Source organism: Tenacibaculum pelagium (assembly GCF_014062345.1).
GTDB lineage: Bacteria > Bacteroidota > Bacteroidia > Flavobacteriales > Flavobacteriaceae > Polaribacter > Polaribacter pelagius.
Genome location: NZ_JACGLS010000006.1, coordinates 95,804 through 122,029 on the forward strand (window position 1 = coordinate 95,804; position 26,226 = coordinate 122,029).

24 protein-coding genes and 1 tRNA gene are annotated in these 26,226 nt (G+C 31.0%); 14 read left to right on the plus strand and 11 right to left on the minus strand.

All coding sequences use genetic code 11. The annotated features are described in order from the left end of the window. Positions 1–29: 29 nt before the first annotated feature. The gene (locus H3Z83_RS11650) at positions 30–884 is read right to left on the minus strand and encodes a DUF2911 domain-containing protein (RefSeq protein WP_182125668.1); all 855 of its coding nucleotides are present in this window, start codon (positions 882–884) and stop codon (positions 30–32) included. 171 nt (positions 885–1,055) lie between these two features. On the opposite strand from H3Z83_RS11650, the gene H3Z83_RS11655 reads away from it, so the two are divergent. Then, positions 1,056–2,051 (plus strand): Stealth CR1 domain-containing protein, encoded by a 996-nt coding sequence (locus H3Z83_RS11655; protein ID WP_182125669.1) that lies wholly within the window; start codon positions 1,056–1,058, stop codon positions 2,049–2,051. Between the two features lie 71 nt (positions 2,052–2,122). On the opposite strand, the gene accC is transcribed toward H3Z83_RS11655, so the two are convergent. The 6 genes from accC to pdxA form a co-directional block, all read right to left on the minus strand. Next, positions 2,123–3,463, minus strand: coding sequence for an acetyl-CoA carboxylase biotin carboxylase subunit (gene accC / locus H3Z83_RS11660; RefSeq protein ID WP_182125670.1), 1,341 nt, complete (start codon positions 3,461–3,463; stop codon positions 2,123–2,125). A 71-nt stretch (positions 3,464–3,534) separates the two neighbouring features. Then, complete coding sequence (gene accB / locus H3Z83_RS11665) at positions 3,535–4,014, minus strand: acetyl-CoA carboxylase biotin carboxyl carrier protein (protein WP_182125671.1); 480 nt, start codon at positions 4,012–4,014, stop codon at positions 3,535–3,537. Positions 4,015–4,041: 27 nt separating this feature from the next. Next, the gene (locus H3Z83_RS11670; RefSeq protein WP_182125672.1) at positions 4,042–5,037 is read right to left on the minus strand and encodes a beta-ketoacyl-ACP synthase III; all 996 of its coding nucleotides are present in this window, start codon (positions 5,035–5,037) and stop codon (positions 4,042–4,044) included. 155 nt (positions 5,038–5,192) lie between these two features. Then, a complete protein-coding gene (gene rpmF / locus H3Z83_RS11675; RefSeq protein WP_182125673.1) occupies positions 5,193–5,387 on the minus strand; it encodes a 50S ribosomal protein L32 in 195 nt (64 codons plus the stop codon). A 9-nt stretch (positions 5,388–5,396) separates the two neighbouring features. Continuing rightward, the gene (locus H3Z83_RS11680; protein WP_182125674.1) at positions 5,397–5,936 is read right to left on the minus strand and encodes a YceD family protein; all 540 of its coding nucleotides are present in this window, start codon (positions 5,934–5,936) and stop codon (positions 5,397–5,399) included. Between the two features lie 74 nt (positions 5,937–6,010). Then, positions 6,011–7,045, minus strand: a complete 1,035-nt coding sequence (pdxA, locus tag H3Z83_RS11685; RefSeq protein WP_182125675.1) for a 4-hydroxythreonine-4-phosphate dehydrogenase PdxA — start codon at positions 7,043–7,045, stop codon at positions 6,011–6,013. 61 nt (positions 7,046–7,106) lie between these two features. Between pdxA and H3Z83_RS11690 the strand changes: the two genes are divergently transcribed. Together H3Z83_RS11690 and H3Z83_RS11695 are read left to right on the plus strand one after the other, a co-directional pair. Beyond that, positions 7,107–7,694: a riboflavin synthase gene (locus tag H3Z83_RS11690; protein ID WP_182125676.1), complete on the plus strand. Its 588-nt coding sequence runs from the start codon at positions 7,107–7,109 to the stop codon at positions 7,692–7,694. A gap of 82 nt (positions 7,695–7,776) precedes the next feature. Then, positions 7,777–9,696 (plus strand): OmpA family protein, encoded by a 1,920-nt coding sequence (locus tag H3Z83_RS11695; RefSeq protein ID WP_182125677.1) that lies wholly within the window; start codon positions 7,777–7,779, stop codon positions 9,694–9,696. A 109-nt stretch (positions 9,697–9,805) separates the two neighbouring features. On the opposite strand, the gene H3Z83_RS11700 is transcribed toward H3Z83_RS11695, so the two are convergent. Together H3Z83_RS11700 and H3Z83_RS11705 are read right to left on the minus strand one after the other, a co-directional pair. Further along, positions 9,806–9,879, minus strand: a tRNA-Ile gene (locus H3Z83_RS11700). Positions 9,880–9,930: 51 nt separating this feature from the next. Continuing rightward, positions 9,931–10,902, minus strand: a complete 972-nt coding sequence (locus H3Z83_RS11705; protein WP_246337556.1) for a polyprenyl synthetase family protein — start codon at positions 10,900–10,902, stop codon at positions 9,931–9,933. Between the two features lie 127 nt (positions 10,903–11,029). Here H3Z83_RS11705 and H3Z83_RS11710 point away from each other — a divergent pair, with 127 nt between their 5' ends. From H3Z83_RS11710 to H3Z83_RS11725, 4 genes are read left to right on the plus strand one after another with little or no spacing between them, the layout of a single operon-like run. Further along, positions 11,030–11,632, plus strand: coding sequence for a TetR/AcrR family transcriptional regulator (locus H3Z83_RS11710; protein WP_182125679.1), 603 nt, complete (start codon positions 11,030–11,032; stop codon positions 11,630–11,632). 2 nt (positions 11,633–11,634) lie between these two features. Further along, complete coding sequence (locus tag H3Z83_RS11715) at positions 11,635–12,978, plus strand: TolC family protein (RefSeq protein WP_246337558.1); 1,344 nt, start codon at positions 11,635–11,637, stop codon at positions 12,976–12,978. 7 nt (positions 12,979–12,985) lie between these two features. Further along, positions 12,986–14,164 carry an efflux RND transporter periplasmic adaptor subunit gene (locus H3Z83_RS11720; protein ID WP_182125680.1) on the plus strand — a complete coding sequence of 393 codons (1,179 nt, stop codon included), beginning with the start codon at positions 12,986–12,988 and terminating at the stop codon, positions 14,162–14,164. Between the two features lie 23 nt (positions 14,165–14,187). Further along, positions 14,188–17,652, plus strand: a complete 3,465-nt coding sequence (locus H3Z83_RS11725) for an efflux RND transporter permease subunit (protein WP_182125681.1) — start codon at positions 14,188–14,190, stop codon at positions 17,650–17,652. A 76-nt stretch (positions 17,653–17,728) separates the two neighbouring features. On the opposite strand, the gene H3Z83_RS11730 is transcribed toward H3Z83_RS11725, so the two are convergent. Continuing rightward, positions 17,729–20,059 (minus strand): outer membrane beta-barrel family protein, encoded by a 2,331-nt coding sequence (locus H3Z83_RS11730; protein WP_182125682.1) that lies wholly within the window; start codon positions 20,057–20,059, stop codon positions 17,729–17,731. Positions 20,060–20,270: 211 nt separating this feature from the next. Between H3Z83_RS11730 and H3Z83_RS11735 the strand changes: the two genes are divergently transcribed. Genes H3Z83_RS11735 through H3Z83_RS11745 form a run of 3 tightly spaced genes read left to right on the plus strand, consistent with a single transcriptional unit; the run spans position 20,271 to position 22,553 of the window. Next, positions 20,271–21,350: a sensor histidine kinase gene (locus H3Z83_RS11735; protein ID WP_246337560.1), complete on the plus strand. Its 1,080-nt coding sequence runs from the start codon at positions 20,271–20,273 to the stop codon at positions 21,348–21,350. Between the two features lie 4 nt (positions 21,351–21,354). Continuing rightward, positions 21,355–22,068 carry a LytR/AlgR family response regulator transcription factor gene (locus tag H3Z83_RS11740; RefSeq protein ID WP_182125683.1) on the plus strand — a complete coding sequence of 238 codons (714 nt, stop codon included), beginning with the start codon at positions 21,355–21,357 and terminating at the stop codon, positions 22,066–22,068. A 17-nt stretch (positions 22,069–22,085) separates the two neighbouring features. Next, positions 22,086–22,553: a regulatory protein RecX gene (locus H3Z83_RS11745; RefSeq protein WP_182125684.1), complete on the plus strand. Its 468-nt coding sequence runs from the start codon at positions 22,086–22,088 to the stop codon at positions 22,551–22,553. On the opposite strand, the gene H3Z83_RS11750 is transcribed toward H3Z83_RS11745, so the two are convergent. Then, positions 22,543–23,067 carry a hypothetical protein gene (locus H3Z83_RS11750; protein ID WP_182125685.1) on the minus strand — a complete coding sequence of 175 codons (525 nt, stop codon included), beginning with the start codon at positions 23,065–23,067 and terminating at the stop codon, positions 22,543–22,545. The two genes, H3Z83_RS11745 and H3Z83_RS11750, sit on opposite strands and share 11 nt — an antisense overlap. Positions 23,068–23,250: 183 nt before the next feature. Here H3Z83_RS11750 and H3Z83_RS11755 point away from each other — a divergent pair, with 183 nt between their 5' ends. The 4 genes from H3Z83_RS11755 to H3Z83_RS11770 all read left to right on the plus strand — a co-directional run. Further along, positions 23,251–24,219 carry an NAD-dependent epimerase/dehydratase family protein gene (locus tag H3Z83_RS11755; protein ID WP_182125686.1) on the plus strand — a complete coding sequence of 323 codons (969 nt, stop codon included), beginning with the start codon at positions 23,251–23,253 and terminating at the stop codon, positions 24,217–24,219. Between the two features lie 107 nt (positions 24,220–24,326). Continuing rightward, complete coding sequence (locus H3Z83_RS11760) at positions 24,327–24,914, plus strand: thioredoxin family protein (RefSeq protein WP_182125687.1); 588 nt, start codon at positions 24,327–24,329, stop codon at positions 24,912–24,914. 90 nt (positions 24,915–25,004) lie between these two features. Continuing rightward, on the plus strand, positions 25,005–25,484 hold the full coding sequence (locus H3Z83_RS11765) for an ABC transporter ATPase (protein WP_182125688.1): 480 nt from the start codon (positions 25,005–25,007) through the stop codon (positions 25,482–25,484). Between the two features lie 27 nt (positions 25,485–25,511). Beyond that, on the plus strand, positions 25,512–26,226 hold a 715-nt coding region (locus H3Z83_RS11770), incomplete at its 3' end, for a SprB repeat-containing protein (RefSeq protein ID WP_182125689.1).

A 26,226-nucleotide genomic window follows, 5' to 3' on the forward strand; every position in this document is an offset into this window, starting at 1 on the left:
TTTCTTATATGTAACAATTGTAACACCGATTAATTTTTAATGCTTTTAAAAAGAATAGAGCATTTGGCAATATATCCATAATCAGAAGATTTACTGTTTTTAGCAGCTTTTAAACACTTTGTGGCTCCTTCTTTTGCAATATCATCTTTTCCTAATTTAAGTGCTAATTCAGCTTTGTAATACACGTACCAAAATGCTTGAGGTCTTAACTCTACCGCTTTGTTGAACCACTCGAAAGCAGTATTCAAATTTTTGTTTTTTTGATAGTAATATTGAGCCGCATCAAAATATGTTTGAGGATTAATAATTTTGTCGGTAGAAGTGATTTTTGTTTTTATTTGATTTTCAATAATGGCATCAGAATCTACATGAACTGGAATCGTAATTTTTGTTTTTTCCCATGAAATTACTAAATCTGCACCATTAATGGTAAAATTTTCAAAACGAATATTTAACGTCTGTGTAATGTCATTTGTTTTTTGTGATGGTACAGTAAAACGAACTAAATCATTTTCTTTCTGATAACCTCCAGCTCCCCATAACTTACTTTTTTTATGGATGATTATAGTCCATTCTTTCTTGTTTGGTATGCTGTATAACCCGTAAGTTCCAGCAGGAATTTTATTACCTGAAAAAGAAACTTCTTTATCAACAGTTATTTTAGTTGAGGCATTAGCTCCTGTTCTCCATAACTTGCCATAGGGAATTAATGAGCCGTATATTTTTCTTCCATTTTTACTCGGTTGTCCGTATTCTAGAGTGAAATTAGCAAGCCCTACCTCTTGCTTAGTAATTTTTTTAGGACTTAAACTAGGCATTTCTATTTGAGCAAGTAAACTTATTGAAGTAAATAATAATAAAAATAAGCTAAAACGAATTTTCATGAATCATATTTTTGGGTTACAATCTTTAGACGTAATTATAAAAGTTAATTACAAAAAAGGAGTTGTTAAATTGTTTATTGATGAGATTTGGGGTGTTTATTATTAAAGAGTATACGTGAATAAATAATGAAAAAGACTTATTTTTGAATCTTATTTGTTAAGCTTTATATTATGGGGATAGATTTTGTAGTTACCTGGGTTGATATGGATGACCCTAAATGGATTAAGGAATTTTCAAAATATTCCGATAAAATAGATAACTCTGTTAATGAGAAATCAGAAGCGCGTTTTCGAGATCATGGATTTTTAAAATACTGGTTTAGAGGAATTGAAAAATTTGCTCCTTGGGTTCGAAAAATCCATTTTGTAACTAGTGGTCAAAAACCTGAATGGTTAGACGAAAACCACCATAAAATAAACTTAGTTAGTCATTCAGACTACATTCCAAATGAGTTTTTACCAGTTTTTAACTCAAATTTAATTGAAATTTACATGCATAAAATACCAGATCTTTCAGATCGATTTGTGTATTTTAATGATGATTTTTTTATTATAAATCATGTTTCTGAGAGTAGGTTTTTCGAAAATGGATTGCCAAAAGACATTGCAACTTTTAGAACAAATACTGGTATTTCTCAGTTTGAAAAAATGCTTAAAAACAACATCCGTCTTATCAATAAACATTTTGATAAAAAGGAAGTTTTTAAAAGAGATCATGACAAATGGTATCACCCTTCATATGGTAGTAGGTCAAGAATTACAAAGTTGTTAAAATACTATAATAAGTTTGTAACACTTCGTACACCTCATAATGCTCAGCCTTATTTAAAATCTACCTTTGAGGATGTTTGGGAACATTGTGGAGAAGAACTTACAGAGATGTCTAAGCACAGATTCCGTAGTAATGATGATTATACACCAGAGTTGTTTAAAACTTGGCAGATATGTAAGTCTAATTTTATACCTTATAATACATATCAAGACACAAAAATGTTTTCACTGGTTATCAAATCTAAAAAGGCAATTAAAGCTGTTAGAGAGCAATCATATAAACTAGTGTGTTTAAATGATAATGTACATATTAGAAATTATGATAAAGTAATGCAGGATATTAATGATGCTTTTGAAAGTATACTGCCAGAAAAATCAAGTTTTGAAAAAGATTAAAATTTTTTAAAACTTATGAAATAAAAAAACCAGTGATTTAATCACTGGTTTTTTTATTTATGTTAAAGTACTTATGACTTCATTTCAAAATCTTCCATAAATTTTGTGGTATAATTACCAGCAACATAATCTGGATGATCCATTAATTGTCTATGGAATGGAATCGTAGTTTTAACACCTTCGATTACATACTCATCTAATGCACGTTTCATTTTGTTAATTGCTTCTTCACGTGTTTGCGCAGTAACAATTAATTTTGAAATCATTGAATCGTAGTTTGGTGGAATCATATAACCAGCATATACATGCGTATCAATACGAACTCCATGACCTCCTGGTGCATGGTAAGATGTAATTTTTCCTGGAGCTGGTCTAAATCCGTTATGAGGATCTTCAGCGTTGATTCTACATTCAATTGAGTGTAATTGAGGGTAGTAATTTTTTCCAGAAACAGGCACACCTGCTGCTACTAAGATTTGCTCACGAATTAAATCGTAATCTACTACTTCTTCAGTAATAGGGTGCTCTACTTGAATACGAGTATTCATTTCCATAAAGTAGAAGTTACGGTGTTTGTCTACTAAAAATTCAACAGTACCAGCACCTTCGTACTTAATATATTCAGCAGCTCTTACTGCCGCCTTACCCATTTCATCACGTAATTCATCCGTCATGAATGGAGAAGGAGTTTCTTCAGTTAATTTTTGATGACGACGTTGTACAGAACAGTCTCTTTCAGATAAGTGACAAGCCTTACCAAATGAATCTCCAACAATTTGGATTTCAATATGACGAGGTTCTTCAATTAACTTCTCCATGTACATATCATCGTTTCCAAAAGCTGCTTTCGATTCTTGTCTAGCAGAATCCCAAGCGTCTTTTAAATCCTCTTCTTTCCAAACTGCACGCATTCCTTTACCACCACCACCTGCTGATGCTTTTAGCATTACAGGGTATCCAGTTTCAAGTGCTGTTTTTTTACAAGCTTCAAAATCTTCAATAACACCTTCACTTCCAGGTACACATGGTACACCAGCAGCAAGCATTGTAGATTTAGCGTTTGCTTTATCTCCCATTCGGTCAATCATCTCTGGTGAAGCTCCGATAAATTTAATATCGTGCTCTTCACATAATTTAGAAAACTTAGCGTTTTCTGATAAGAAACCATAACCTGGGTGAATTCCGTCTGCATTAGTAATTTCTGCTGCAGCAATAATACGATCCATTTTTAAGTAAGATTCGCTACTTGGAGCAGGACCAATACAAACTGCTTCGTCAGCAAATTTTACGTGTAAACTTTCTGCATCTGCTTTAGAGTATACAGCTACAGTTTTTATTCCCATCTCTTTACAGGTTCTAATTACGCGTAGCGCAATTTCACCTCTATTGGCAATTAATATCTTTTTAAACATACGTTCTAAGAATTAAAAAAATCCAGATTAAATAAAAAGTGTATTTTATTTAATTTGGATTTTTATGTTAATTAAGATGGATCTACTAAAAATAATGGTTGATCGAATTCTACCGGAGAAGAATCATCTACTAATATTTTAACGATTTTACCTGAAACTTCAGATTCGATTTCGTTAAATAATTTCATTGCTTCAATAATACAAACTGTATCACCTACTTTAACATCTGTACCTACTTCAGCAAAATTTGGTTTGTCTGGAGATGGTTTTCTGTAAAAAGTACCAATAATTGGCGACTTGATAGTTATGTATTTTGAGTCGTCTTCAGTATTACTCGCTGGCGCTGCAGGAGCTGCTGCTTGAGCAACTGGTGCTTGTGCTACCATTTGGGGAGCAGCTGCCATAGGAGCTGCCGCTTGAATAATTGTAGTTTCAGGAGCTTCGCTTCCAGTTTTAATGGTGATTTTAATATCTTCCATTTCTAACTTCACTTCGCTTGCACCTGATTTTGCTACAAACTTTATAAGACTTTGAATTTCTTTAATATCCATTTTTCTTAATTTTAGTTGTTTGGTTTATTATGAGTTATATGCCCATTTTAAGTAGATTGCTCCCCATGTGAAGCCTCCACCAAAAGCGGCAAAAATTAAATTGTCTCCTTTTTTTAACTCTTTTTCATAATCGTTTAACAATAAAGGTAATGTTGCGGAAGTGGTATTTCCGTATTTATGAATATTCATCATTACTTTATCATCTTCAAGCCCAACTCTATTTGCTGTGGCTTCAATAATTCTTTTATTTGCTTGATGTGGTACTAACCACTGAATATCTTCTTTAGTAAGATTATTTCTAGTTAACATTTTCTCAGAAACATCAGCCATATTAGAAACAGCATATTTAAATACTGATTTACCTTCTTGATGTACAAAATGTTGTCCGTTTTTTAAAGTGTCTTCAGAAGTTGGTAAGATAGATCCACCAGCTTCAATCTTTAAAAATTCACGCCCAATTCCGTCACTTCTTAAGTATTCGTCTTGTAATCCTAAGCCATCATTGTTTGGTTCAAATAAAGCTGCTCCAGCTCCATCTCCGAAAATAATACAAGTAGCTCTGTCTGTATAATTAATAATTGAAGACATTTTATCTGCTCCAATTAATAATACTTTTTTGTAACGTCCACTTTCTATATATCTAGAAGCGGTTGACATACCGTATAAAAAGCTTGAACAAGCTGCTTGTAAATCGTAAGAAAAAGCATTTATAGCTCCTATTTTAGAGGCTGTATATGCTGCTGTTGAAGCAACAGGCATATCTGGAGTAGCGGTAGCTACTATAACCATATCAATCTCTTCTGGATTGATGTTTGATTTTTTAAGTAAGTCTTCGGCTGCTTTTATGGCCATGAAAGAAGTACCTTTTCCTTCACCTTTTAAGATTCGACGCTCTTTAATTCCCGTTCGAGAAGTAATCCATTCGTCATTCGTATCTACCATCGTCTCTAACTCCTTATTTGTAAGGGCATATTCTGGGAGATATTTACCTACGGCTGTTATCGCTGCAGTTATTTTAGTCATAGTTGTTTGTTTTGTCGTAAAACGAGTTTTCAAAGAAATGAAAATTATTTCACTTTATGTGCAAAAAAACGTCAAAAACAACAAATTTTGACGTAAAAACATGAAAAATCCCTCTTAAAGAGGGATTTTTTGATTTTTTATAACAGAAGGTTATATTAAGCTTCTGCAGTAGCAGATTCTAATACAACTTGACCTCTGTAGTATAATTTACCTTCGTGCCAGTGAGCTCTATGGTATAAATGAGCTTCTCCAGTTGTTGGATCTGTTGCTATTTGAGGTACAGAAGCCTTATAGTGAGTTCTTCTTTTATCTCTTCTAGTTTTCGATATTTTTCTCTTTGGATGTGCCATTTTATGTTTTTATTTATCTGTTAGTAAATCCTTTAATTTATCCCATCTTGGGTCTGTTGAGATTTCTTCTTCAACAGTTTTATTCTCTTTTATTCTTAATTCGTCTAATCTTTTTAAAGCTTCAGATTCCATTGAGCCGTTTAAAACGTCTGGATGGACTCTTTTAGTCGGAACCGATAAAACAATTAGCTCGTATAAATATTGAGCAACGTTTATTTGATAAGCTTCGTGTGGAAGAATCAAAATTTCATCATGTTCGTCATTAAATTCAGGTCCGAATTTAACTACTAATTTCATGCTGCCATCAATTTCTTGATTATATGGCTCGTTAGTAGTGTCGCAAGGAACATTTACTGTTCCGTTTATTGTAAAAGAAAATTCCATTAAGGTATTCTTTTTTACAAAATCAACATCTGCTTTTAAATTAGCTTCGTTAAAATCTTCAAACTGAAAATCTTCAAAGAACTTGTTGTCAATTTGATATTCAAATAAATGACTTCCTTCTTTTAAACCTATAAAAGGTATGTTGAATTCTTTTAAGTCTTTCATCTACAACTATCAATTTGAGCGTGCAAAGATATAAAAAATGTTTTTATATTTATATTTTCCCTAAAAAAAATATACTATTTAACTTTTAATACGTTTTCGGTTAGTTTTTTATTCTCTTCTCTATTCTTAAAGATTTGTAATGAGGTGAATAAAGCTTCTTTAAACGATGTAGGGTTTGCTTTGTTTTTACCTGCAATATCAAATCCTGTTCCATGATCAGGAGAGGTTCTTACTTTACTTAAGCCTGCTGTAAAATTAACACCATTACCAAATGATAATGTTTTAAAAGGCGCTAAACCTTGATCGTGATACATGGCTAAAATACCATCAAATTGTTTGTAGGTTTTTGATCCGAAGAATCCATCAGCTGCATAAGGACCAAAAACTAATTTACCAGATTCTTTTATTTCATTAATTGTTGGACGTATAATTTCATCATCTTCTTTACCAATAATGCCGTTATCTCCACAATGAGGGTTTAAACCAAGAATTGCAATTTTAGGTTTTCTTATGTTAAAATCGCTCTTTAAAGAATTATGCATGGTTTCTACCTTAGACTTTATCAATTCAGGAGTAATAGTTGTTGCTACTTCTGATATAGGAATATGACCAGTAATTAAACCGATACGTAATTCATCAGTCATTAAAATCATTAAACTTTTACCATCTAAGTTTTCTTCTAAATACTCAGTATGTCCAGGGAATTTGAATTCTTCAGATTGTATGTTTTCTTTGCTAATTGGTGCAGTTAATAGAACATCAATATGATTGCTTTTTAAAGCCTTTGTAGCTGCTGAAAGTGATTTGTAAGCAAATTCGCCACCAATTTCTGTTATTTTGCCAATTTCAATTTTAACTTCTTCTTTCCAGGCATTTAGTAAATTGATTTTTCCATGAACAATTTTCTCAATATTGTTAATTCCATGAATATTGTTGTTGAAACCTAAAGCTTTTTTGTGATAAGAAATTAATCGATTAGAAGCAAATAACACAGGAGTACAAAACTCAAGCATGCGTTTGTCTTCAAATGTTTTTAAAATAATTTCTATACCAATTCCGTTTATGTCGCCAACTGAAATTCCAACAATAATTTTGTTTGTATTGTCCATAGTTACTTTAGTGCGTAAAGTTGTATTTTTGATGCAAACAAAAGTAACTAAAATTTAGAGAATGTTTACTGGAATAATTGAAACTCTTGGAATTGTAAAGAGTGTAGTTAGAGATAAGGAAAACTTACACTTAACTATAAAAAGTGCTATTACAGATGAATTAAAAATAGATCAGAGTGTAGCACATAACGGTGTTTGTTTAACGGTTGTTGAAATTGATAATAATGAATATACGGTTACTGCAATTAAAGAAACATTAGATAAAACGAATATTGGCGATTTAAAAGTTAATGATGAAGTTAATTTAGAAAGAGCAATGAAACTAGGTGCTCGGTTAGACGGACATATCGTTCAAGGACATGTTGATAGAACAGGAGTTTGTACTCGTATTCAAGATCAAGACGGAAGTACTGTTTTTACTTTTTCATATGATTTTGATGGAAGCAATGTTACTATCGAAAAAGGATCGATTACTGTTAACGGAGTTAGTTTAACAGTAGTGAATTCGAAAAAAGAAGAGTTTAGTGTTGCTATTATTCCTTATACATTAAATCATACTACTTTCAAAAACTTTAAAGTTGGTAGTAAAATAAACCTTGAGTTTGATGTGATTGGAAAGTATGTTGCTAGACTAACTAGTTTAAAATAAAATATTTAGTATTTTTACTAATAGAGAAGTGACTTAGTAAATGCAAATGTTTCTTAATAATAAATGTTTTAATCCCTTCCATATGAAAAAATGTATACTGCTGGTATGTTTGATTACTTCAGTTTTTGGATATTCTCAAAGAAAATCTATAGCGAATAGGTTTTTTAATGAGTTCGCTTATAAAAAATCTGCAGAATTATATGAATCTATCTATAAAAAAGGAGATACTTCTAAGGTTGTAGTTAGTAGGTTAGGAGATTCGTACTATTATAATGTTGAGCTTTTAAAGGCAGAGAAATGGTATGCCGAATTAATGAATAAATACGAGTCTATAGTGTCGCCTGAGTATATTTTTCGTTATGCGCAAGTATTAAAAAGTAATGGAAAAGTAGAAGAATCAGATGAGTGGTTGGCTAAATTAAGTCAGGTAAAAAATGAGGATAGCAGACCTAAAGCTTTAGAAGAAAATAAAGATTACTTTATTGATTATACTAATAGAAAGAAAACCTATGTAAATATTAATAATTTATCATCCAACACTAAGTATTCTGATTTTGGAGGGTTTCTTTATGGTAACAAACTATATTTCGCTTCAACAAAACCTGAAGGGTCAAAGTTTGATAAAAAACTATATAGTTGGAACGAGCAACCTTTTTTAAATATTTATTCAGCAGAAGAAAGTTTAGATAATGAGCAAAATGTTATAGAGGTTAAAGATGTAAAAAAACTAGAAGGGATAAATACTCGTTATCATGAATCTAATATTGTTATTACTAAAAATGGTAAAACAATTTATTTTACGAGAAATAATTTTGATGGAGAAAAGGTAACAAGTGATAAAAATAAAGTTACTAATTTAAAAATTTTTAAAGCAGACAATGTAGCAGGAGAATGGAAAAATGTTAGAGAACTACCTTTTAATTCAGATGATTTTTCTTGTGGTCATCCAGCTTTAAGTCCAGATGAAAAAACATTGTATTTTGTATCTGATATGAATGGAGGGTTTGGAGCGACTGATATTTATAAAGTCGCTATTTTGGGTGATGATAATTATGGTGAAGTTGAAAATTTAGGAGCTGTAATTAATACGGAGGCAAGAGAATCTTTTCCTTTTGTAGATATAGATGGAACTATGTACTTTTCTTCTGATGGACACCTCGGGTTAGGAGCACTAGATGTGTTTGAGTCAAAACAAATGAACGGAAATTTCACTAAGCCTAAAAATTTAGGAACGCCAGTAAACGGACCTTTAGATGATTTTTCTTTTGTGATTAATGATGCAAAATCGAGTGGGTTCTTTTCCTCTAATAGAAAAGGAGGTAAGGGAGATGACGATATTTATAGTTTTATTATCTATTTCTGTAAAGAAAATATAAAAGGTATAATTACAGATGTAAAAACAGGTCAGCCAATATCAGATGTTGCAGTTAGGTTGATTAATGACAAGGGAGAAGAAGTGTTAAAAGAACTTTCAAAAGAAAATGGAAGTTATGTTTTCGAAGATGTAGATTGTGAGAAAACGTTTACGATAGCAATATCAAAAGAAGGGTATAGAAGTATTCAAAAGAATGCAGAAACTTTAGATGTAAATAATCAATTGATTACAGCAAATGTTGAATTAGAATCATTAATTGTAGAAGATCAAATAGTTATTAATCCTATTTATTTTGATTTTGATTTGTATAATATTAGAGAAGATGCTGAGTATGAATTAGAACACATTGTATCAATTCTTAAAAAACATCCAGATATGGTTATAAAGATCGAGTCTCATACTGATAGTAGAGGTCCGAAAGATTATAATAGAAAACTATCTGATCAAAGAGCTAAATCAACTAGAGATTATATTTTAGCAAGAGGAATTAATACTAAACAAATTGAAAGCGCTATTGGTTATGGAGAAGATCAGTTACTCAATGATTGTGACGATTCAAATCAATGCTCAAAGGAGAAGCATCAAGAAAATAGGCGATCGTATTTTTATATTATAAAGAAGAATTAAAAAAGAAAACCTACAGTAAATACTGTGGGTTTTTTATTTGGTACAAGTTTAAGGGTGTTTTTATAAACAAAAAACCACTTACATTTCTGTAAGTGGTTGAATTTAAGAGTGGTCCCACGAGGACTCGAACCTCGGACCACCTGATTATGAGTCAGGTGCTCTAACCAACTGAGCTATAGGACCCTTAAATTTTGACTGCAAAAATAAAAACTTTTTTAAATAAAAAGCAATTTTTTACACTTTTCTGCTCATTAAATTTTCACCAAACATACGTAGACCTTCTTTGGAAGCAGCATCTATGTTTAGGTGGGTTAGACTCTCGAAAGACTTATTGGTGTAATACTCAATAAGTTCGTGGGTGTAATTAGGTATATTATTCTTTGCGAAAATAGTAGAAACGGCTGCTATTTTTTCTGAATTATTTTTTTGTTTTTTATTGTAAAGGGTGTAAAGTTGCTCTTTATCTTCATCATTTGCTACTTCTAATGACTTTAAATAAAGAAAAGTTTTCTTGTTTTCGATAATATCACCACCCACTTGCTTACCAAAAGTTTCTGGGTCGCCAAAAGTATCTAGGTAATCATCTTGTAGCTGAAAAGCAATTCCAAGGTTTAATCCATAGTTGTATAAATGCTGTGCTTGTTCTTCATCAGCTTCGGCAACAATAGCTCCCATTTTTAACGCAGCAGCCACTAAAACAGAAGTTTTAAGTGTAATCATTTTAATGTACTCATCAATAGTAACATCGTTTCTTGTTTCAAAGTCTACATCTAATTGTTGTCCGTCACAAACTTCAAGTGCAGTTTTGCTAAATAATTGTGCTAATTTTTGAAATACTAAAGGAGAATAATTTTCGAAATACTGATATGCTAAGATTAACATAGCGTCACCAGAAAGAATTCCAGTGTTAATATCCCATTTTTCATGAACGGTTTCGTGTCCTCTTCTTAGTGGAGCATCGTCCATTATATCGTCATGTACTAAAGTAAAGTTATGAAAAACTTCAACAGCTAATGCTGCTGGTAGCGCTTTTTTGTAATCTCCTGAAAAAATATCTGAAGCAATGAGAGTTAATACAGGTCGGATTCTTTTTCCTCCTAATTGTAATATATAATCTATTGGTTCGTAAAGATTTTTAGGTTCTTTGATTAACTTTTGAGATGATAAATAAGTTAAAAAGTCTGATTGATATTGAAGTATGTCCAAATCTGAAATTTTTTGTAAAAATAAGACAAACATAAATTCTATTTATAATGGAATGTTAAAAAATTATTAAAACTCAGGAAACTTTTTTTGTTTCTAAAGTTTCCTGCTGTATCTTTGCCCTCGAATTATGAAGAATAAAATTTTAGAAAAGGCAGGAGAGATGTTTTTAAACTACGGGTTTAAAAGCGTAACGATGGATGATATTGCGAATGAATTAGCAATATCTAAAAAAACACTTTACAAGTATTTTTCAAATAAAGCAGATTTAGTTGATGATTCTATTGTTGCTGTTCAGAAAGCAATAGATGATACAATTATGTTTATAAAAGAACAAAAGCATAATGCTATTGAAGAGGAGTTTGCTGTTAAAGCAGTTTTTAAAGAGATGTTTAAGAATGCAAAGACATCTCCAATGTTTCAATTAAAAAAATATTTTCCAGAATCATATACAAATCTTGTTGAAAGAGAGGTTTGTATGTTTCGTGAATGTAATACAGATAATTTAGAAAAAGGAATAGAACAAGGGTTGTATAGACCAGAGATAAATAAAGATTTAGTTACTAACTTTTACTTTACATTAATTTTTGGGGTATTTGATAGTGATAATTATGGAGAAAAAATGGATGAATTAATGAAGGTAGAATATCAGATTTTGGAATATCATATAAGAGCTATTGCTACTAAAAAAGGAATTGAAGTATTAGAAAATCAATTAGAAATTAATAAATAACGATGTATAAAAATAAAATTTTAATTTTTTGCTTTTTCTTGATAGGAGTGTTACAAGCTCAGGAAAAGGAAATGAGCTTATCCATGAAGCAGGCTGTGGATTATGCAATAAAAAATAGCTATAGTAACAAAGTTGCTTTAAATGATATTGAAACTGCAAAGCAACGTAAATGGGAAACAACAACCATTGGTTTACCACAGATAAGTGGAAAAGTTGATTATAAAAACTGGTTAAAACAACAAATTTCTCTATTGCCAGGAGAAATTGCTGGAGGAGCTCCTGGGACTTTTGTTCCAGTTACTTTTGGAACTCAACAGACGATGGACGCTTCTGTTACTTTAAATCAGTTATTATTTGATGGGTCATATTTGGTAGGATTACAATCAGCTAAAACCTATTTGAAAATATCAGAACAAGCAAAGGAGAAAACTGAGTTAGCTACGAGAGAGGCAGTAATTAACGCTTATGGTAATGTTTTAGTTGCTCAAGAGCGTATAAATATTTTAAAAGAGAATAAGAAAACAGTAGATCGCCAATTAAGAGGAGCAAAAGAAGGATTCAAAGAAGGTTTAACAGAAGAAGAGACTATTGAGCAATTTGAAATTACTCAAGGTAATATTATTAGTCAGCAAAGAAATGCTGATAGAAATAAGGTTATCGCTTATCAAATGTTAAACTTATCACTTGGTAACCCTATTAACACCAAATTAAATTTAACTGATTCATTAGATGATTTAGTAGTGACTAATACAGATTTAAATTTATTAACAAAAACCTTTGACCTAGAAAAGCATATAGATTTAAGAATAGCTGAGAATGATAGAGAGAGTAAGCGTTTATTAATGAAGTTAGAAAAGAGTAAGTATTTACCAACATTATCTGCATTTGTAAATTATGGAGCTAATGCAAACTCAGACTCTTTTACGTTTACAAATGGTGACCAAAAATGGTTTGATTATTCTTTATTAGGGGTGAGCTTAAATGTGCCAATTTTTAGCTCTTTCGGTAAAAAAGCTAAAGTTAAACAAGCAACAATTGCTTTAGAAAGTGCAGATATTCGTTTGGCAGAGATTAAACAGAAATTAAGTTTACAAGCAGAACAAGCTCAAAGTAACTATGAGTTAAGTATAGCGAATTACGAAACAGCTAAAAAGAATTTAGCGTTAGCTACTCGAATAGAAAGAAAACAAAAAATAAAATTTGATGAAGGGGTAACTACAAGTATAGATTTATTAGCTACTCGTAATCAGCTGTATTCACAGCAAAACAATTATTTGCAATCGATATTAAATATTATTTCAAATAAAGCAAAATTAGAAAACGCATTAAATATTTCAATAAAATAATCAACTAATGAGAAAGATATTAACCATCGCAATTATTTCATTACTTTTTGCAGCATGCGGAAGTAAGGAACAATCAGTTGACTCAGTGATAGCGTCAAAAGATTTAACAACAATTCGTGCAAAAAAAGATGCATTAGATAAAAAGCAACAAGAATTAGTAGCAGATATCAAGTTACTTAATGATGAGATTTCTAAATTAGATACAAACAAGAAAGTTCCATTAATTACTACAATTGTTGCTCTAGAAAAACCATTTGTTCATTATTTAGAATTACAAGGAAATGTACAAACTAAAAAGAATGTTTTAGTATATCCTGAAATGCCAGGACAATTGGTAAGAATTTATGTGAAAGAAGGTCAAAAAGTTGTAAAAGGGCAAGCTTTAGCAAAGATTGATGACGGAGGAGTAAGCCAACAAGTAGGGCAAGCAGAAGCACAAGCAGCTTTAGCTAAAACAACGTACGATCGTCAAAAACGTTTATGGGAGCAAAGAATAGGTTCTGAGATTCAGTATTTACAAGCTAAAACAAATTACGAGTCTTCTTCGAGAGTTGTAAATCAATTAAAACAACAATTAGGTAAGAGTATAATAAGAGCACCATTTTCAGGTATTGTTGATGATGTAATTAAAGAACAAGGTACTGTGGTTGCTCCTGGTATGGGTTCTGAGGTATTTAGAGTAGTTAACTTAGGAGATATGTACATAGAAACGGATGTTCCTGAAAGCTACATTACTTCTGTTAAAAAAGGAAAAGATGTTGAGGTTGAGTTTCCAGTTTTAGGAAGATCATTAAACTCTAAAGTTCGTCAAGCAGGTAACTTTATAAATCCTGCAAATAGAACTTTTAAAGTAGAAATTGGAGTGCCAAATAAAGATAGAAGCATTAAGCCAAATTTAACGGCTAAGTTGAAAATTAACGATTATTCAAATCCTTCTGCAATTTTAATACCTCAAAGTATTATTTCAGAAAACGCAAAAGGAGAGCAATATATTTATGTAATTAAAGATTTAAAAGATAAAAAAGGTGTTGCAAAACAAGCAATTATTACTACAGGAAAAACTCAAGGAGATGTTATTGAGGTGTTATCTGGTGTAGAGAACGGAGCTCAAATTGTAGAAGAGGGTGCTCGTAGTGTAAAAGATGGACAAGAGGTGAAGATCTTAACTCTTTCACAAGCAAAATAATCAACTAAAGACTACAAGTTAAGATGACTGAAAAACAAAAGAAACAAGTCGATAAAGAATTCGGTTTATCCTCTTGGGCAATTAATAATAAGACAACCATTTATGTAATGATGGTGATGATACTTATTATGGGTATTTCTGCCTTTTTAAGTATGCCAAGAGAGAATTTTCCTGAAATTAGAGAAACTAAAATTTACATTAGTTCAGTATATCCAGGAAACACAGCTGAAGATATAGAAAAACTGATTACAGATCCGTTAGAAGATAAGCTGAAAACGGTAAGTAATGTAGTAGAGATTACTTCTACATCACAAGAAGATTATTCAATGGTAGTGGTGGAGTTTGATGAGAACATTACCGTAGACCAAGCAAAGCAAAAAGTAAAAGACGAGATTGATCAAGAAACATCTGGTGAAGATTGGCCAACCTTTAATGGAGCTAAAGTAGAACCAAATGTGTTTGAATTGAGTATGTCTGAAGAAATGCCAATCTTAAACATTAATATCTCTGGAGATTATCCTGTAGATAAGTTAAAAGAGTTTGGTGAGTATTTAGAAGATGAGATTGAAGATCTAGATGAAATTAAGAAGGTAGATATTCGTGGAGCAGAAGAAAAAGAAGTTGAGATTGCTGTAGATATCTATAAAATGATGGCTGCTCAGGTAAGTTTTCAAGATATTATCAATTCGGTAAACGGAGGAAACTTAACAATGTCAGCAGGTAATTTAATTGCAAGTGGACAACGTAGAACTATTCGAATTTTAGGAGAAATTGAAGATCCACAAGAATTACAAAATTTTGTAGTAAAGTCGGAAAAAGGAAACTCTATTTACTTAAAAGACATCGCAACAGTATCTTTTAAAGATAAAGATAAAACTACCTATGCTCGTGAGTTTGGTGAAGCAGTAGTGATGCTAGATGTAAAGAAGCGTTCTGGTAAAAACATGGTAGAAGCAGCCGAAAAGATTCAAAAGATTGTAAAAGATGCCAAAGCTGATGTTTTTCCAAGTAACTTAAAAGTTACGATTGCTAACGATCAATCTTCAAAAACAATTGGACAAGTAGATGATTTAGTAAACAACATTATTTTCGGGGTAATTTTAGTAGTATTAGTACTAATGTTCTTCCTTGGATTTAAAAATGCATTGTTTGTAGGATTTGCAATTCCAATGTCGATGTTCATGTCTTTAATGATTTTAAGTTGGTTAGGATATACCATGAATACCATGATTCTTTTCGGGTTAATCATGGGACTAGGAATGTTAGTAGATAACGGTATTGTAGTTGTAGAAAACGTATATCGTTTAATGGATGAGGGAATGCCTAGAATTGAAGCTGCTAAAAAAGGTATTGGAGAGATTGCCTTTCCAATTATCATTTCTACAGCAACTACAGTAGCGGCATTTATTCCATTAGGTATGTGGCCTGGTGTAATGGGGCAATTTATGATTTACTTCCCGGTAACCTTATCGGTAGTATTAGGATCGTCGTTATTTGTGGCAATTTTCTTTAACTCAGTGATGGTATCACAGTTTATGAGTGTAGAAGATAAGAGCATGCCATTAAAGAGAATTATTACCTTATCATCTATCATGGTAATAATCGGATTGTTGATTGTTATTTTTGGTGGAGCCTATAGAGCTTTAGGTACTATCATGGTATTTACTGCAATTATGTTATGGGTGTATAGAATGGCACTAAGACCTTGGGCAAATGCTTTTCAAAATAATGTATTGCCACGCTGGGAACGTTTTTACGAAAAAATGTTAAGAAGTGCATTAAAAGGATGGAGACCATATGTAATTACAATTGCAACAGTACTTTTATTATTTTTTGCTTTTGGAGGATTTGGAGCTTCAGTTTCAAGCCAGAGAACAAAAGTAGAATTCTTCCCAGATAATACACCAAACCAGATTATTGTGTATATCGAGTATCCACAAGGAACCGATATTGAAAAGACAAATCTGATTATGAAAGATTTGGAAGAGCGTGTGTACAACGTGCTAAACTCACCTGAGTATATGCATGGTGATCATAATTTCTTAGTAGAGAGTGCAGTTTCTCAAGTAGGGGCTGGGTCAGGAAACCCACAAACGGACGGAGGTTCTACAGCAGAAATGCCACATAGAGGTAAGATTACGGCTTCAATGCGTGAATATAAATATCGTGAAGGAGCAGATAGTAAGGAGTTGCAAAAGAAAGTAACAGAAGCTTTAAAAGGAATTTATCCAGGATTGGCAATTTCTGTAGAAAAAGAAGCAGTTGGTCCACCAGCAGGATATCCTATTAATATCGAATTAGAAGGAAAAGATTATGCTGAATTGATTAATACCGCTGAAAAAATGCGTGATTTTATCAACTCGAAAAGTATTGCAGGTATTGATGAGTTAAAGATTGATGTTAACAAATCAAAGCCATCTATGTTAGTAAATGTAGATCGTAAAAAAGCTGGAGAATTAGGAGTAAGTGCTTCTCAAGTAGGTGGTCAATTACGTAATGCAATTTTCGGGTCTAAAGCTGGTATTTATAAAGAAGATGGAGAAGATTACGATATCTATGTGCGTTTTAATAAGGATAATAGATACAATAAGAGTGCTATTTTCAATCAGAAAATAACGTTCAGAGATATGGCTTCAGGTCAAGTTAAAGAGATTCCAGTATCTGCTGTAGCAAAGCAAAGCAATGCATCTGGATATAGTGCAATTAAGCATAAACAATCTAAGCGTATCGTAACAGTGTATTCGGCATTAGCACCAGGATATACAGATGCAGCAGCAATTGTAGCGAAGATTGAGAATGAGATGAAATCGTTTACAGAACAACCAGATTCAGTAAAGATTCATTATACAGGTCAGATTGAAGAACAAAACAAACAAATGGCATTCTTAATGGGAGCATTTTTCTCAGGTTTAGGATTGATCTTTTTGATTTTAATTTTCCAATTTAACTCAGTTTCAAAACCAGGAATAATCATGTTAGCGATTTTCTTAAGTTTAATTGGAGTGTTTGGAGGATTAATTATTACAGCTAAGCCATTTGTAATTATGATGACAATGATGGGGATTATCTCATTAGCAGGTATTGTTGTAAATAACGGGGTAGTACTGTTAGATTATACCCAGTTATTGATTGATAGAAAGAAAGCAGAAAATGGAATAGATGAAGACGATTTTGTAGATGTAAATACTTTAGGAGAAGCAATTATAAGAGGAGGTAAGGCACGTTTACGTCCAGTATTATTAACAGCAATTACAACTATCTTGGGTTTAATTCCATTAGCAACAGGATTTAATATTAATTTCTTTACGTTATTTAGTGAGTTTAATCCGCATATTTATATGGGAGGAGATAACGTAATTTTCTGGGGGCCATTAGCATGGACAGTAATTTACGGATTATTTATTGCTACCTTCTTAACATTAATAGTAGTACCAATCTTATTCTATTTAATCACACGATTTAAAATGTGGTTACGTAGCGTTTTATAAATTGATTTTTTTGTTAACTTAAAAAGGGTTAAGAACATTATGTTCTTAACCCTTTTTTTATAATTTTTTAAAAGAGTTAATCAGGTAAACGATCTCTATCTTTTTTAGTTCTGTTAAACCTGTAAGTAAAAGTTACAGAGGTAAATCTACCTATAGGTCTGTTATAACTATTTATTGTATAATCTTCACCAGTAATTAACTGTGTTCTCTCTCTTGAGTCTAAAATGTTATTCATGTTAAGAGTAACAGTTGCTTTATCATTCCAAAGATCTTTACTAACCCCAATATTAGCTCTGTATTGAGCTTCAGTAAACATTTGTCCACTTTGTCTTTCTCCTTGGTAATTAAAACTAGATTGAATAGTTAGTTTTGAAAACTTCATTCTCGAATTTAAACGAGTAGACCAAGCACTGTCATCAACAGTATATATTCCTTTTTGATCGAAAGTAAAGTAATTAAACTCACTAGATAATCGCCACCATTTGTATGGTGAATATCGAATAGCTAATTCAGCACCAAATCTGTTTTCTGTTCCAGAGTTTATAGGCTTTGAAATTAAAGCGCCAAACTCATTAGGTGTAACTAAAGTTTCAAATAAATTGGTGGTTTTTTGGTGATAAATAGATGGATTCAACGTGAACTTTTTCAAACGTTTTAATAAACCTAATTCAAAAGAATTCGTGTACATTGGGTTTAAATCAGGATTACCAACACGTATATTTCTACGATCAGATATTCCTCCAAAAGGATTCAGGTGCCAAAAACTAGGACGTCTAATTCTTCTACTGTAGCTTAATTGTAAATTTGTAGCTTGGTTAAAATTATATGTTAAATGTGCTGTAGGAAATAAATCAGTATAGCTTTTGTCAGTCTTAAACTGATTTTTTCTATCAGTGCTTCCTGTATTAGCATGCTCAGCACGTAAACCTAATAAGTATTGTAATTTGTTTTCTCTATTTCCATATTGAACATAAGCTCCGTAAATGCGTTCGTTATATTTTAATAAATTGTCTAAACTATCAATTAAAACAGTATTGTCCCAAACTTTATAGTCGCTATCAATATTTCTAATTTCACCTTTTACACCCATTTCTACATGCGATTTTTTAGTAATAGGTAACTTAAAGTCTGATTGAAATAAAAAGTCTTTACTACTTTCTATATCTCTACTTTTTAATAAGTTTATAGCCGATACTGTTGGAAATTGCTCTTGCTCTTCTACCAATTCATTTTCATCATCATTCCAAAAATCATATTGAAAATTAAGGGTTAACTTTTGTCCTTTTTTAGCAAATGTTTTCACATAGTTTAATTCAATCTGATTTGCTTTTTGAGGTTCCCTATAGGTTTCTTTCGAAGTTAATACATTTTCAATCTGTTTTGAACTGTCTAAGAAGTTAAAAGTATAATCAACATTATTTTTACTCGTGTTGTTTCTGTAATAGTAACTTAATGTAAGTGTGTTAAAGTCGTTTATATAGTAATCACTTCCGAAATATAAATTAAAAGTACGACGAGTTCTATTTGTAGCTGTAGTTCTGTTAGAAAAATCAGTTATAACATTATTATTAAAATTAGTTCTGTTTAAATAACCATTTCCATCAAAAGACATATATCGATAGGAAATGTTTGAAAACAAGTTGAATTTTTCTCTTTTGTAATTTGCATTGTAATTAATTCTATGATTATCTGGTATTCCAGTAGTTAATTGTAAAGAACTACCAAAACCACCGTTTTTATTTTTCTTTAAAATAATATTGATAATTCCTGCGGTTCCTTCAGCATCATATTTAGCAGATGGATTGGTAATTACCTCTACCTTTTCTATAGTTTCAGACGGAATAGACTCTAAGCCATTATTAGCGGTTAATACAGATGGTTTACCGTTAATTAAAACTCGAACATTAGAGTTTCCTCTTAAACTTACCACACCTTCAATATCTACATTTACAGAAGGAACATTGTTTAAAATATCGTTTACAGACCCTCCTTTTGAAATTAAATCTTTACCAACATTAAATACACGTTTATCTAGTTTATATTCGGTGGTAGATTTTTCGGCAACCACTTCAATTTCGTCCAATGCCTGAGAATCTTCTTGTAAAAAGATAGTTTGTAAAGACTGATTTTTAGTAAGCGACACATTATTTATTAAATGATTTTTAAATCCGATAAATTCAACTTTAATATTATAAGTTCCTTTTTTAGCTTTGATAGAGAATTCTCCTTTACTGTTGGTAGATTCACCAGTAATAAGTTTGTTAGTAGTTGCATCTGTTAAAATAACTGTAGCAAATTCTAAAGGTTGTTGGGTGTTTTTTTCAACGACTTTACCAGCAATAGTTATTTGAGCTGATAAATGTATTGAACTAAGTAGCAATATGGTGATGAATAGTAATTTTTTCATTTTAAACATTATTTTATTTATAGTGCAAATATGAGTTGGATTATAAAGTGATATTCTGAGAATAGATAAATGGGTGCAAAAAGTCGACGTTTAAGCGTTGTTTGATATAAAAGACTTGTTTAGATGATGTAATGTTGCATTTAGGAGTAAAAAAACAGTTTTTGTCGATTTTAGAAAATAAATTAAATGATAGCGATTACTTTTGTTTGGTATGAATAGATTACATAAAATATCAACATATATAAAAGGCAATAGAATATTACTTCATATTTTATTTTGGACAGCTCTCTTTTTACTAGACCTTTTTAGAGATATAATTATAAACGAGAAGAATCAACATTTTACAATTTTTGAAGGGCTTGTTTTTAATTCTATAGGATTCTCTATGCAAATAGTAGCTTCTTATTTTATAGCTTATTTTTGGATACCTAGGTTTGTAAAAACAAAAAAGTACATTTTAGCAGTTCTTGTTTTTTGTGGTGTTATTTACCTTATAGGTGTTGTTAGTAGAATTTTAGTAGTGCATGTAGGTGAACCAATAATAAGAATACCTCCTTTTGAACAAGAATCAATACAAGAAATATTTACAGATTATAGATGGTTATTGGCAAAATATATCCCCAATATTTTACTGAATTCGTTAGTGTTTGTGGCTGTTAAATATTATTTTGAAGATGAGCGAGAGAAGTCTAAAAAACTTTCTTTATCTAAGGAAAAAACAGAAATAGAATTAAAAACATTAAAGGCACAATTAAACCCCCATTTTTTATTCAATACTTTAAATAATATTTATTCACTGTCAATAGATAATTCGCCAAAAACATCTGAATCAATTGGGAAGTTATCTGAAATATTAGATCATGTTTTATATCGATGTAACACGAAGTTTGTTACATTATCAAGCGAAATAGAATTATTAAAAAACTATATATCTTTAGAAAAGTTAAGATACGATGATAGGTTACAAGTTTCTTTTACAACAGCAGTAGAGAATGATACAGAAATACCGCCTTTAATATTATTGTCTTTAGTTGAAAACGCTTTTAAACATGGTGCAGGAGAAGATAGTGGGTCACCTAAAATAACAATTCATATTTCTAATAAAGATGATGAGTTTGAGTTCCATATTTCGAATACCGTTTCTGCAGATGAAGAATTAAAAGGTAAACAAAGTATAGGACTATCTAATATTAGAAAACAATTAGCTTTAATTTATAAGAATAATTATAGCTTAGATATACACCCTACAGAAAATGATTTTACAGTAGTGCTAAAAATAAATCAAAATTAGAAATATGAAAACTAGATGTTTGGTTGTAGATGATGAGCCTTTGGCAATTAGATTGATGGAAAAGCATATTGCTAAAATTGATTCGCTAGAAATTGTAGCAACCTGTAATAATGCAATAAAAGCATTCGAAATATTAAATACACAGCAAATAGATTTATTATTCCTGGATATAAAAATGCCCAATTTAACTGGGATTGACTTCTTAAAATCATTAAAAAATCCGCCTAAAACTATTTTTACAACTGCTTATCGAGATTATGCGATAGAAGGTTATGATTTGGGAGTAGAAGACTATCTGCTAAAGCCAATTACTTTTGAGCGATTCTTCAAATCAATTGAACGTTTTTTAAGAGAGCAAAAACAAACGTCAGAAATAAGTAATTCTGCTAATGCTATTTCAGATGATTTTATGCTGATAAAATCAGGAAATAAGCATCATAAAGTAATTGTAAACGATATTTTATTTATCGAAAGTTTAAAAGATTATATCAAGATTCATACAGTTGATAATAAACGCATCGTTTCTAAGTATAAAATTAGTGAAATAGAGCAAGAATTAAAAGCTAAAAACTTTTTACGAGTACATCGTTCTTATATTATTAACATCGATAAAATATCTGCTTTTACAGTAAATGATGTCGAAGTAAATTCTACCGAAATACCTATCGGAGCTAGTTATAAAGAAAAGGTAGTTTCTTTTTTAAATAATTGGAAATAGGATGGTATTTTCGTAGCATGAGTAAACAAGTCTTTACAGTTGATGAAATTAAAAGAAAGATAGAGCAGTATTGCGTATATCAAGATCGCTGTCATAAAGAAATTGAAAAAAAACTAACAGAGTATAATTTAATACCTGAAGCAAAAGAATACATTTTACTACACCTTTTAGAACACAATTTTTTAAATGAAGAGCGATTCGCAAAAAGTTTTGCTCGCGGAAAATTCAGAATAAAAAAGTGGGGAAAAGAGCGTATTACAAGAGAGTTAAAATTTCGTGATATTTCTTCTTATAATATAAAAACAGCGTTAAAAGAGATCAACGAGCAAGATTATATAGCAACTTTATATGAGCTGGTAGAGAAAAAAAATAAGCTAGTTACAGAAGTAAATCTGTATAAAAGAAAAAAGAAAATAGCAGATTATCTTTTGTATAGAGGGTACGAAAGTCGTTTAATTTATGAGGCGTTAAATACTATTCAATAGTAAAAAGGCTATCTAATTTAATAGCTTTATCAAAACGTTTTTTAGCATAAACAGTATTAATTTTATCATTCATGCTTCCAAAAAGAGCTAAAGTTTTTTCAACTTGGCTATTTACTTGTTGTGATGTGATTGAAGGAATAAAAGTCATGTCAGTTAATCGAAGAACTTCATTCTGAAAAACATTAATTCGAGCTTTAAAAGCTGAGGTTTTTAAGGTTTCAATGTTTAAGCTATCCTTAAGTTGTTTAGTTAATGTTTTTAACTCTATAGCATTGTTTAGAGCTTCTGTTGCTGAGGTTTTTTCAAATTGCTCCATAAACTCTTCTACAATAAAATACTCTTTCCAGTCTTTTATTTCTTTTATTGATGCTTCATCAATTTTTGCAAATGGAGTGTGGTTTGCAACAGCATTCATTCCTGTTTTTTGCACTGGAGTATTTTTTTGCTCCTTGTTTTTTTTGCAAGAAGTAATAATTAATAAAAAAGAAACTAAAAAGGCTAAAGTATATCTCATTCAACTTAATAATTAAAGGGATAAAAGTACATATTTTAAGCGGGTTATGTACGCTGATGCGATTATTAGTTTGTAATCAGTTGTTTATCTTTTTAATTTGCTGATAGTTAAAAAAGTAGAAATGTTTTTTGCGAAATGTGAAATTTAATAACTTTGTCAACCTATATTTTTGAATTTTTAAAAATGAATGACACCATATTAATTTTAGGAGCTTGCGGGCAAATAGGAACTGAGTTAACTCAAAAGTTACGTTCTATATACGGGAATGATAATGTTATAGCTTCTGATATTAGAGAAGGAGGGGCAGAAATGATGAGTTCAGGACCTTTTGAAATTATTGACGCAACCGATAAAGAAGGTATCTTAAATGTAATTCAAAAGTATAAAATTAACCAGGTTTATTTAATGGCTGCGATGTTATCGGCTACAGCAGAAAAGTATCCTTTAAAAGGCTGGAATTTAAATATGACTTCTTTATTAGCTGTTTTAGAGTTAGCAAAAGAAAAGTATATTGAAAAAGTGTATTGGCCTAGCTCGATGGCTTCATTCGGACCAACATCACCAAAAATAAATACACCGCAGCAAACTGTAATGGAACCATCTACAGTATACGGAATTAGTAAAGTTGCCGGAGAGCACTGGTGTAATTATTATCATGATAAATATGGAGTTGATGTAAGAAGTATTCGTTATCCTGGAATTATTAGCTGGAAAACGTTACCTGGTGGTGGAACTACAGATTATGCAGTTGATATTTATTTTGATGCTTTAAAGAAAGGAACTTTTGAATGTTTTTTATCAGAAAATACACGTTTGCCAATGATGTATATGGATGATGCAATTAATGCGACTATCCAATTAATGCAAGCGGATGCAGATAAAATTAAAACAAGAACTTCATATAATTTAGCAGCAATAAGCTTTACACCTAAAGAGATTGCTACTGAAATACAAAAGTACATTCCAGATTTTACAATTGCGTATAATCCAGATTTTAGACAAGCTATTGCAGATAGTTGGCCTCAAATTATTGACGATTCTCACGCAAGAAAAGATTGGGGATGGCAACATCAATTCGATTTAGCTTCAATGACTAAGGATATTATCACCAATTTAAAAAAGTTAGAAAGTCAGCAGTTAAAAGAAGTGTAAGTTCTATCAAATTTTCTCGTCTATTGTAATCTATTTTCATGCTTTGTAACTTAGGTAGCTAAGCGTTTAAATAGAAACAGATATTTTTGTAATATAGAATAATGAAGATGAAAGAAATAATAAAAAACAGCTTACAAAAAGCAATTTCATACCCAGAATACAGAACTCTTGTTAAAGATTTATTAGATCAAGGAAAATCTACAGGGCCAAGTCAATCAGATGATTTATTAAATTATAGTTTGTTAAATGACAAACGTATGAAACGTTTAGATAAAACTATTAAGCTTACCGAAGAAACTATTGCTAAGGTTAAAGATGTGAAAGAGCCACAAACATGGCTGGTTTTAACTGAAGGTTGGTGTGGAGATGCTGCTCAAAATTTACCAGTAATTCATAAAATAGCTGAAGAAAACCCAAATATTAATTTAAAATTGGTTCTTAGAGATGAGAATGTTGAATTGATGGATGAATTTTTAACAAACGGAGGTAGATCTATACCTAAATTAATTGCTTTAGATAATAAAAATGAAGTGATTTCGACTTGGGGACCAAGACCAACAACTGCTACTAAAATGGTTGCTGATTATAAAAATGAACATGGAAGCTTGGATGCTGAATTTAAAAAATATTTACAAGTTTGGTATAATAAAGATAAAGGAAACGATGTTCAGAAAGACATTATATCGTTTATTTAAACAATAAAAAATTAATAAAGAATCCCCTTTTTGAGTACAATCAAAAAGGGGATTTGTTTTCTGTATATTTGCCGAACCGAAAGCGTTATTATGTTTGTTGATTACAGTACTTTATCAGAAGAATCAAAAGTTTGGATTTACCCTTCAAGTAGAAAGTTTTATCCTCAAGAAATTGAAGGATTAAAAGAGAAATTACAAATTTTTGTTGATCAATGGAAAACTGATGATGCAGATTTTAAAGCTTCATTTCAATTTTTACACAATCGTTTTATTGTTTTTCTAGCAGAAGAAAATTCAGAGTTAACAAATGCTGATTTGGATGCCCAGGTAGCTTTTGTTTTACAGTTACAGCAAGAGTATGAAATTGAATTATTAGATAAAATGAATGTGTGTTTTAAGCAAGGTGAATACACACAGTATAAAGAACTAAAAGACTTTAAAAAGTTGATTAAAAATAAAGCTGTAACTGGAAAAACAATAATTTTTGACAATTTAATTCAAACAAAATTTGAATTAGAAAATTACTGGGAAGTTCCAATTACAGACAGTTGGTATAATCGGTTTTTATAATACATTTGTTAAAAGAATAAATTTTATATGAAAAAGATAATAGTTTTAAGTTTTATATTCTTCACTTTTATTTCTGTAACAGCACAAGACTTGGTAAGCACTGTTTCAGTAAATTCAGTTACGTGCAATAGTGCATGTGATGGGGTTATTACAGTAAATGCAATAGGAGGTACAGGGGGGTATCAGTATGAATTGTATGATTTTTCAATGGTGTTAATCGCCACTTCTACTTCATCTATTTTTACAAATTTATGTGCAGGTAGTTTTAGTGTTTATGTTAAAGATTCTGGAAATAACGAATATGTTGTTAACTCAGTAGTGGTTACCGAACCCTCAGTTTTAGTTTCTGATATTTTAGTAACTAAAGAGCCAACTTTTGGGAATAATGATGGAGAAATTACAGTCAATGTAACTGGTGGTACCCCTCCATATGAGTATAACATAAGTAGCATGTCTTCTAATCAATTTTTAAGTAGTAATGTTTTCTCTGATTTATCGGCTGGAAATTATACTCTTTTTATTAAGGATCAAGTTGGTTGCGTATTAAGCCAAGAAATTACACTTGAGAATTCAATTCCCGACGCCGACGGAGATGGAGTGTTTGATGATGTAGATCCAGATGATGATAATGATGGAAATCCAGATGTTACTGATCCCAACCCATTAGATCCAGTAACAGATGTAGATGTATTAACAGTTGTAGAAGGAACTACAGGTACAGTAAATGTATTATCGAATGATG

Excerpts from the sequence above, each read along its gene's own strand:
- rpmF (WP_182125673.1), bottom strand. The coding sequence starts at position 5,387 with ATGGCACATCCAAAGAGAAAAATATCGAAAACTAGAAGAGATAAAAGA.
- H3Z83_RS11710 (WP_182125679.1), top strand. The coding sequence starts at position 11,030 with ATGAAGAATAAAATTTTAGAAAAGGCAGGAGAGATGTTTTTAAACTAC.
- H3Z83_RS11725 (WP_182125681.1), top strand. The coding sequence starts at position 14,188 with ATGACTGAAAAACAAAAGAAACAAGTCGATAAAGAATTCGGTTTATCC.
- accC (WP_182125670.1), bottom strand. The coding sequence starts at position 3,463 with ATGTTTAAAAAGATATTAATTGCCAATAGAGGTGAAATTGCGCTACGC.
- H3Z83_RS11750 (WP_182125685.1), bottom strand. The coding sequence starts at position 23,067 with ATGAGATATACTTTAGCCTTTTTAGTTTCTTTTTTATTAATTATTACT.
- H3Z83_RS11695 (WP_182125677.1), top strand. The coding sequence starts at position 7,777 with ATGAAAAAATGTATACTGCTGGTATGTTTGATTACTTCAGTTTTTGGA.
- H3Z83_RS11735 (WP_246337560.1), top strand. The coding sequence starts at position 20,271 with ATGAATAGATTACATAAAATATCAACATATATAAAAGGCAATAGAATA.
- H3Z83_RS11690 (WP_182125676.1), top strand. The coding sequence starts at position 7,107 with ATGTTTACTGGAATAATTGAAACTCTTGGAATTGTAAAGAGTGTAGTT.
- H3Z83_RS11720 (WP_182125680.1), top strand. The coding sequence starts at position 12,986 with ATGAGAAAGATATTAACCATCGCAATTATTTCATTACTTTTTGCAGCA.
- H3Z83_RS11650 (WP_182125668.1), bottom strand. The coding sequence starts at position 884 with ATGAAAATTCGTTTTAGCTTATTTTTATTATTATTTACTTCAATAAGT.
- H3Z83_RS11715 (WP_246337558.1), top strand. The coding sequence starts at position 11,635 with ATGTATAAAAATAAAATTTTAATTTTTTGCTTTTTCTTGATAGGAGTG.
- H3Z83_RS11670 (WP_182125672.1), bottom strand. The coding sequence starts at position 5,037 with ATGACTAAAATAACTGCAGCGATAACAGCCGTAGGTAAATATCTCCCA.
- H3Z83_RS11730 (WP_182125682.1), bottom strand. The coding sequence starts at position 20,059 with ATGAAAAAATTACTATTCATCACCATATTGCTACTTAGTTCAATACAT.
- H3Z83_RS11655 (WP_182125669.1), top strand. The coding sequence starts at position 1,056 with ATGGGGATAGATTTTGTAGTTACCTGGGTTGATATGGATGACCCTAAA.
- accB (WP_182125671.1), bottom strand. The coding sequence starts at position 4,014 with ATGGATATTAAAGAAATTCAAAGTCTTATAAAGTTTGTAGCAAAATCA.
- H3Z83_RS11740 (WP_182125683.1), top strand. The coding sequence starts at position 21,355 with ATGAAAACTAGATGTTTGGTTGTAGATGATGAGCCTTTGGCAATTAGA.
- H3Z83_RS11765 (WP_182125688.1), top strand. The coding sequence starts at position 25,005 with ATGTTTGTTGATTACAGTACTTTATCAGAAGAATCAAAAGTTTGGATT.
- pdxA (WP_182125675.1), bottom strand. The coding sequence starts at position 7,045 with ATGGACAATACAAACAAAATTATTGTTGGAATTTCAGTTGGCGACATA.
- H3Z83_RS11680 (WP_182125674.1), bottom strand. The coding sequence starts at position 5,936 with ATGAAAGACTTAAAAGAATTCAACATACCTTTTATAGGTTTAAAAGAA.
- H3Z83_RS11760 (WP_182125687.1), top strand. The coding sequence starts at position 24,327 with ATGAAAGAAATAATAAAAAACAGCTTACAAAAAGCAATTTCATACCCA.
- H3Z83_RS11755 (WP_182125686.1), top strand. The coding sequence starts at position 23,251 with ATGAATGACACCATATTAATTTTAGGAGCTTGCGGGCAAATAGGAACT.
- H3Z83_RS11745 (WP_182125684.1), top strand. The coding sequence starts at position 22,086 with ATGAGTAAACAAGTCTTTACAGTTGATGAAATTAAAAGAAAGATAGAG.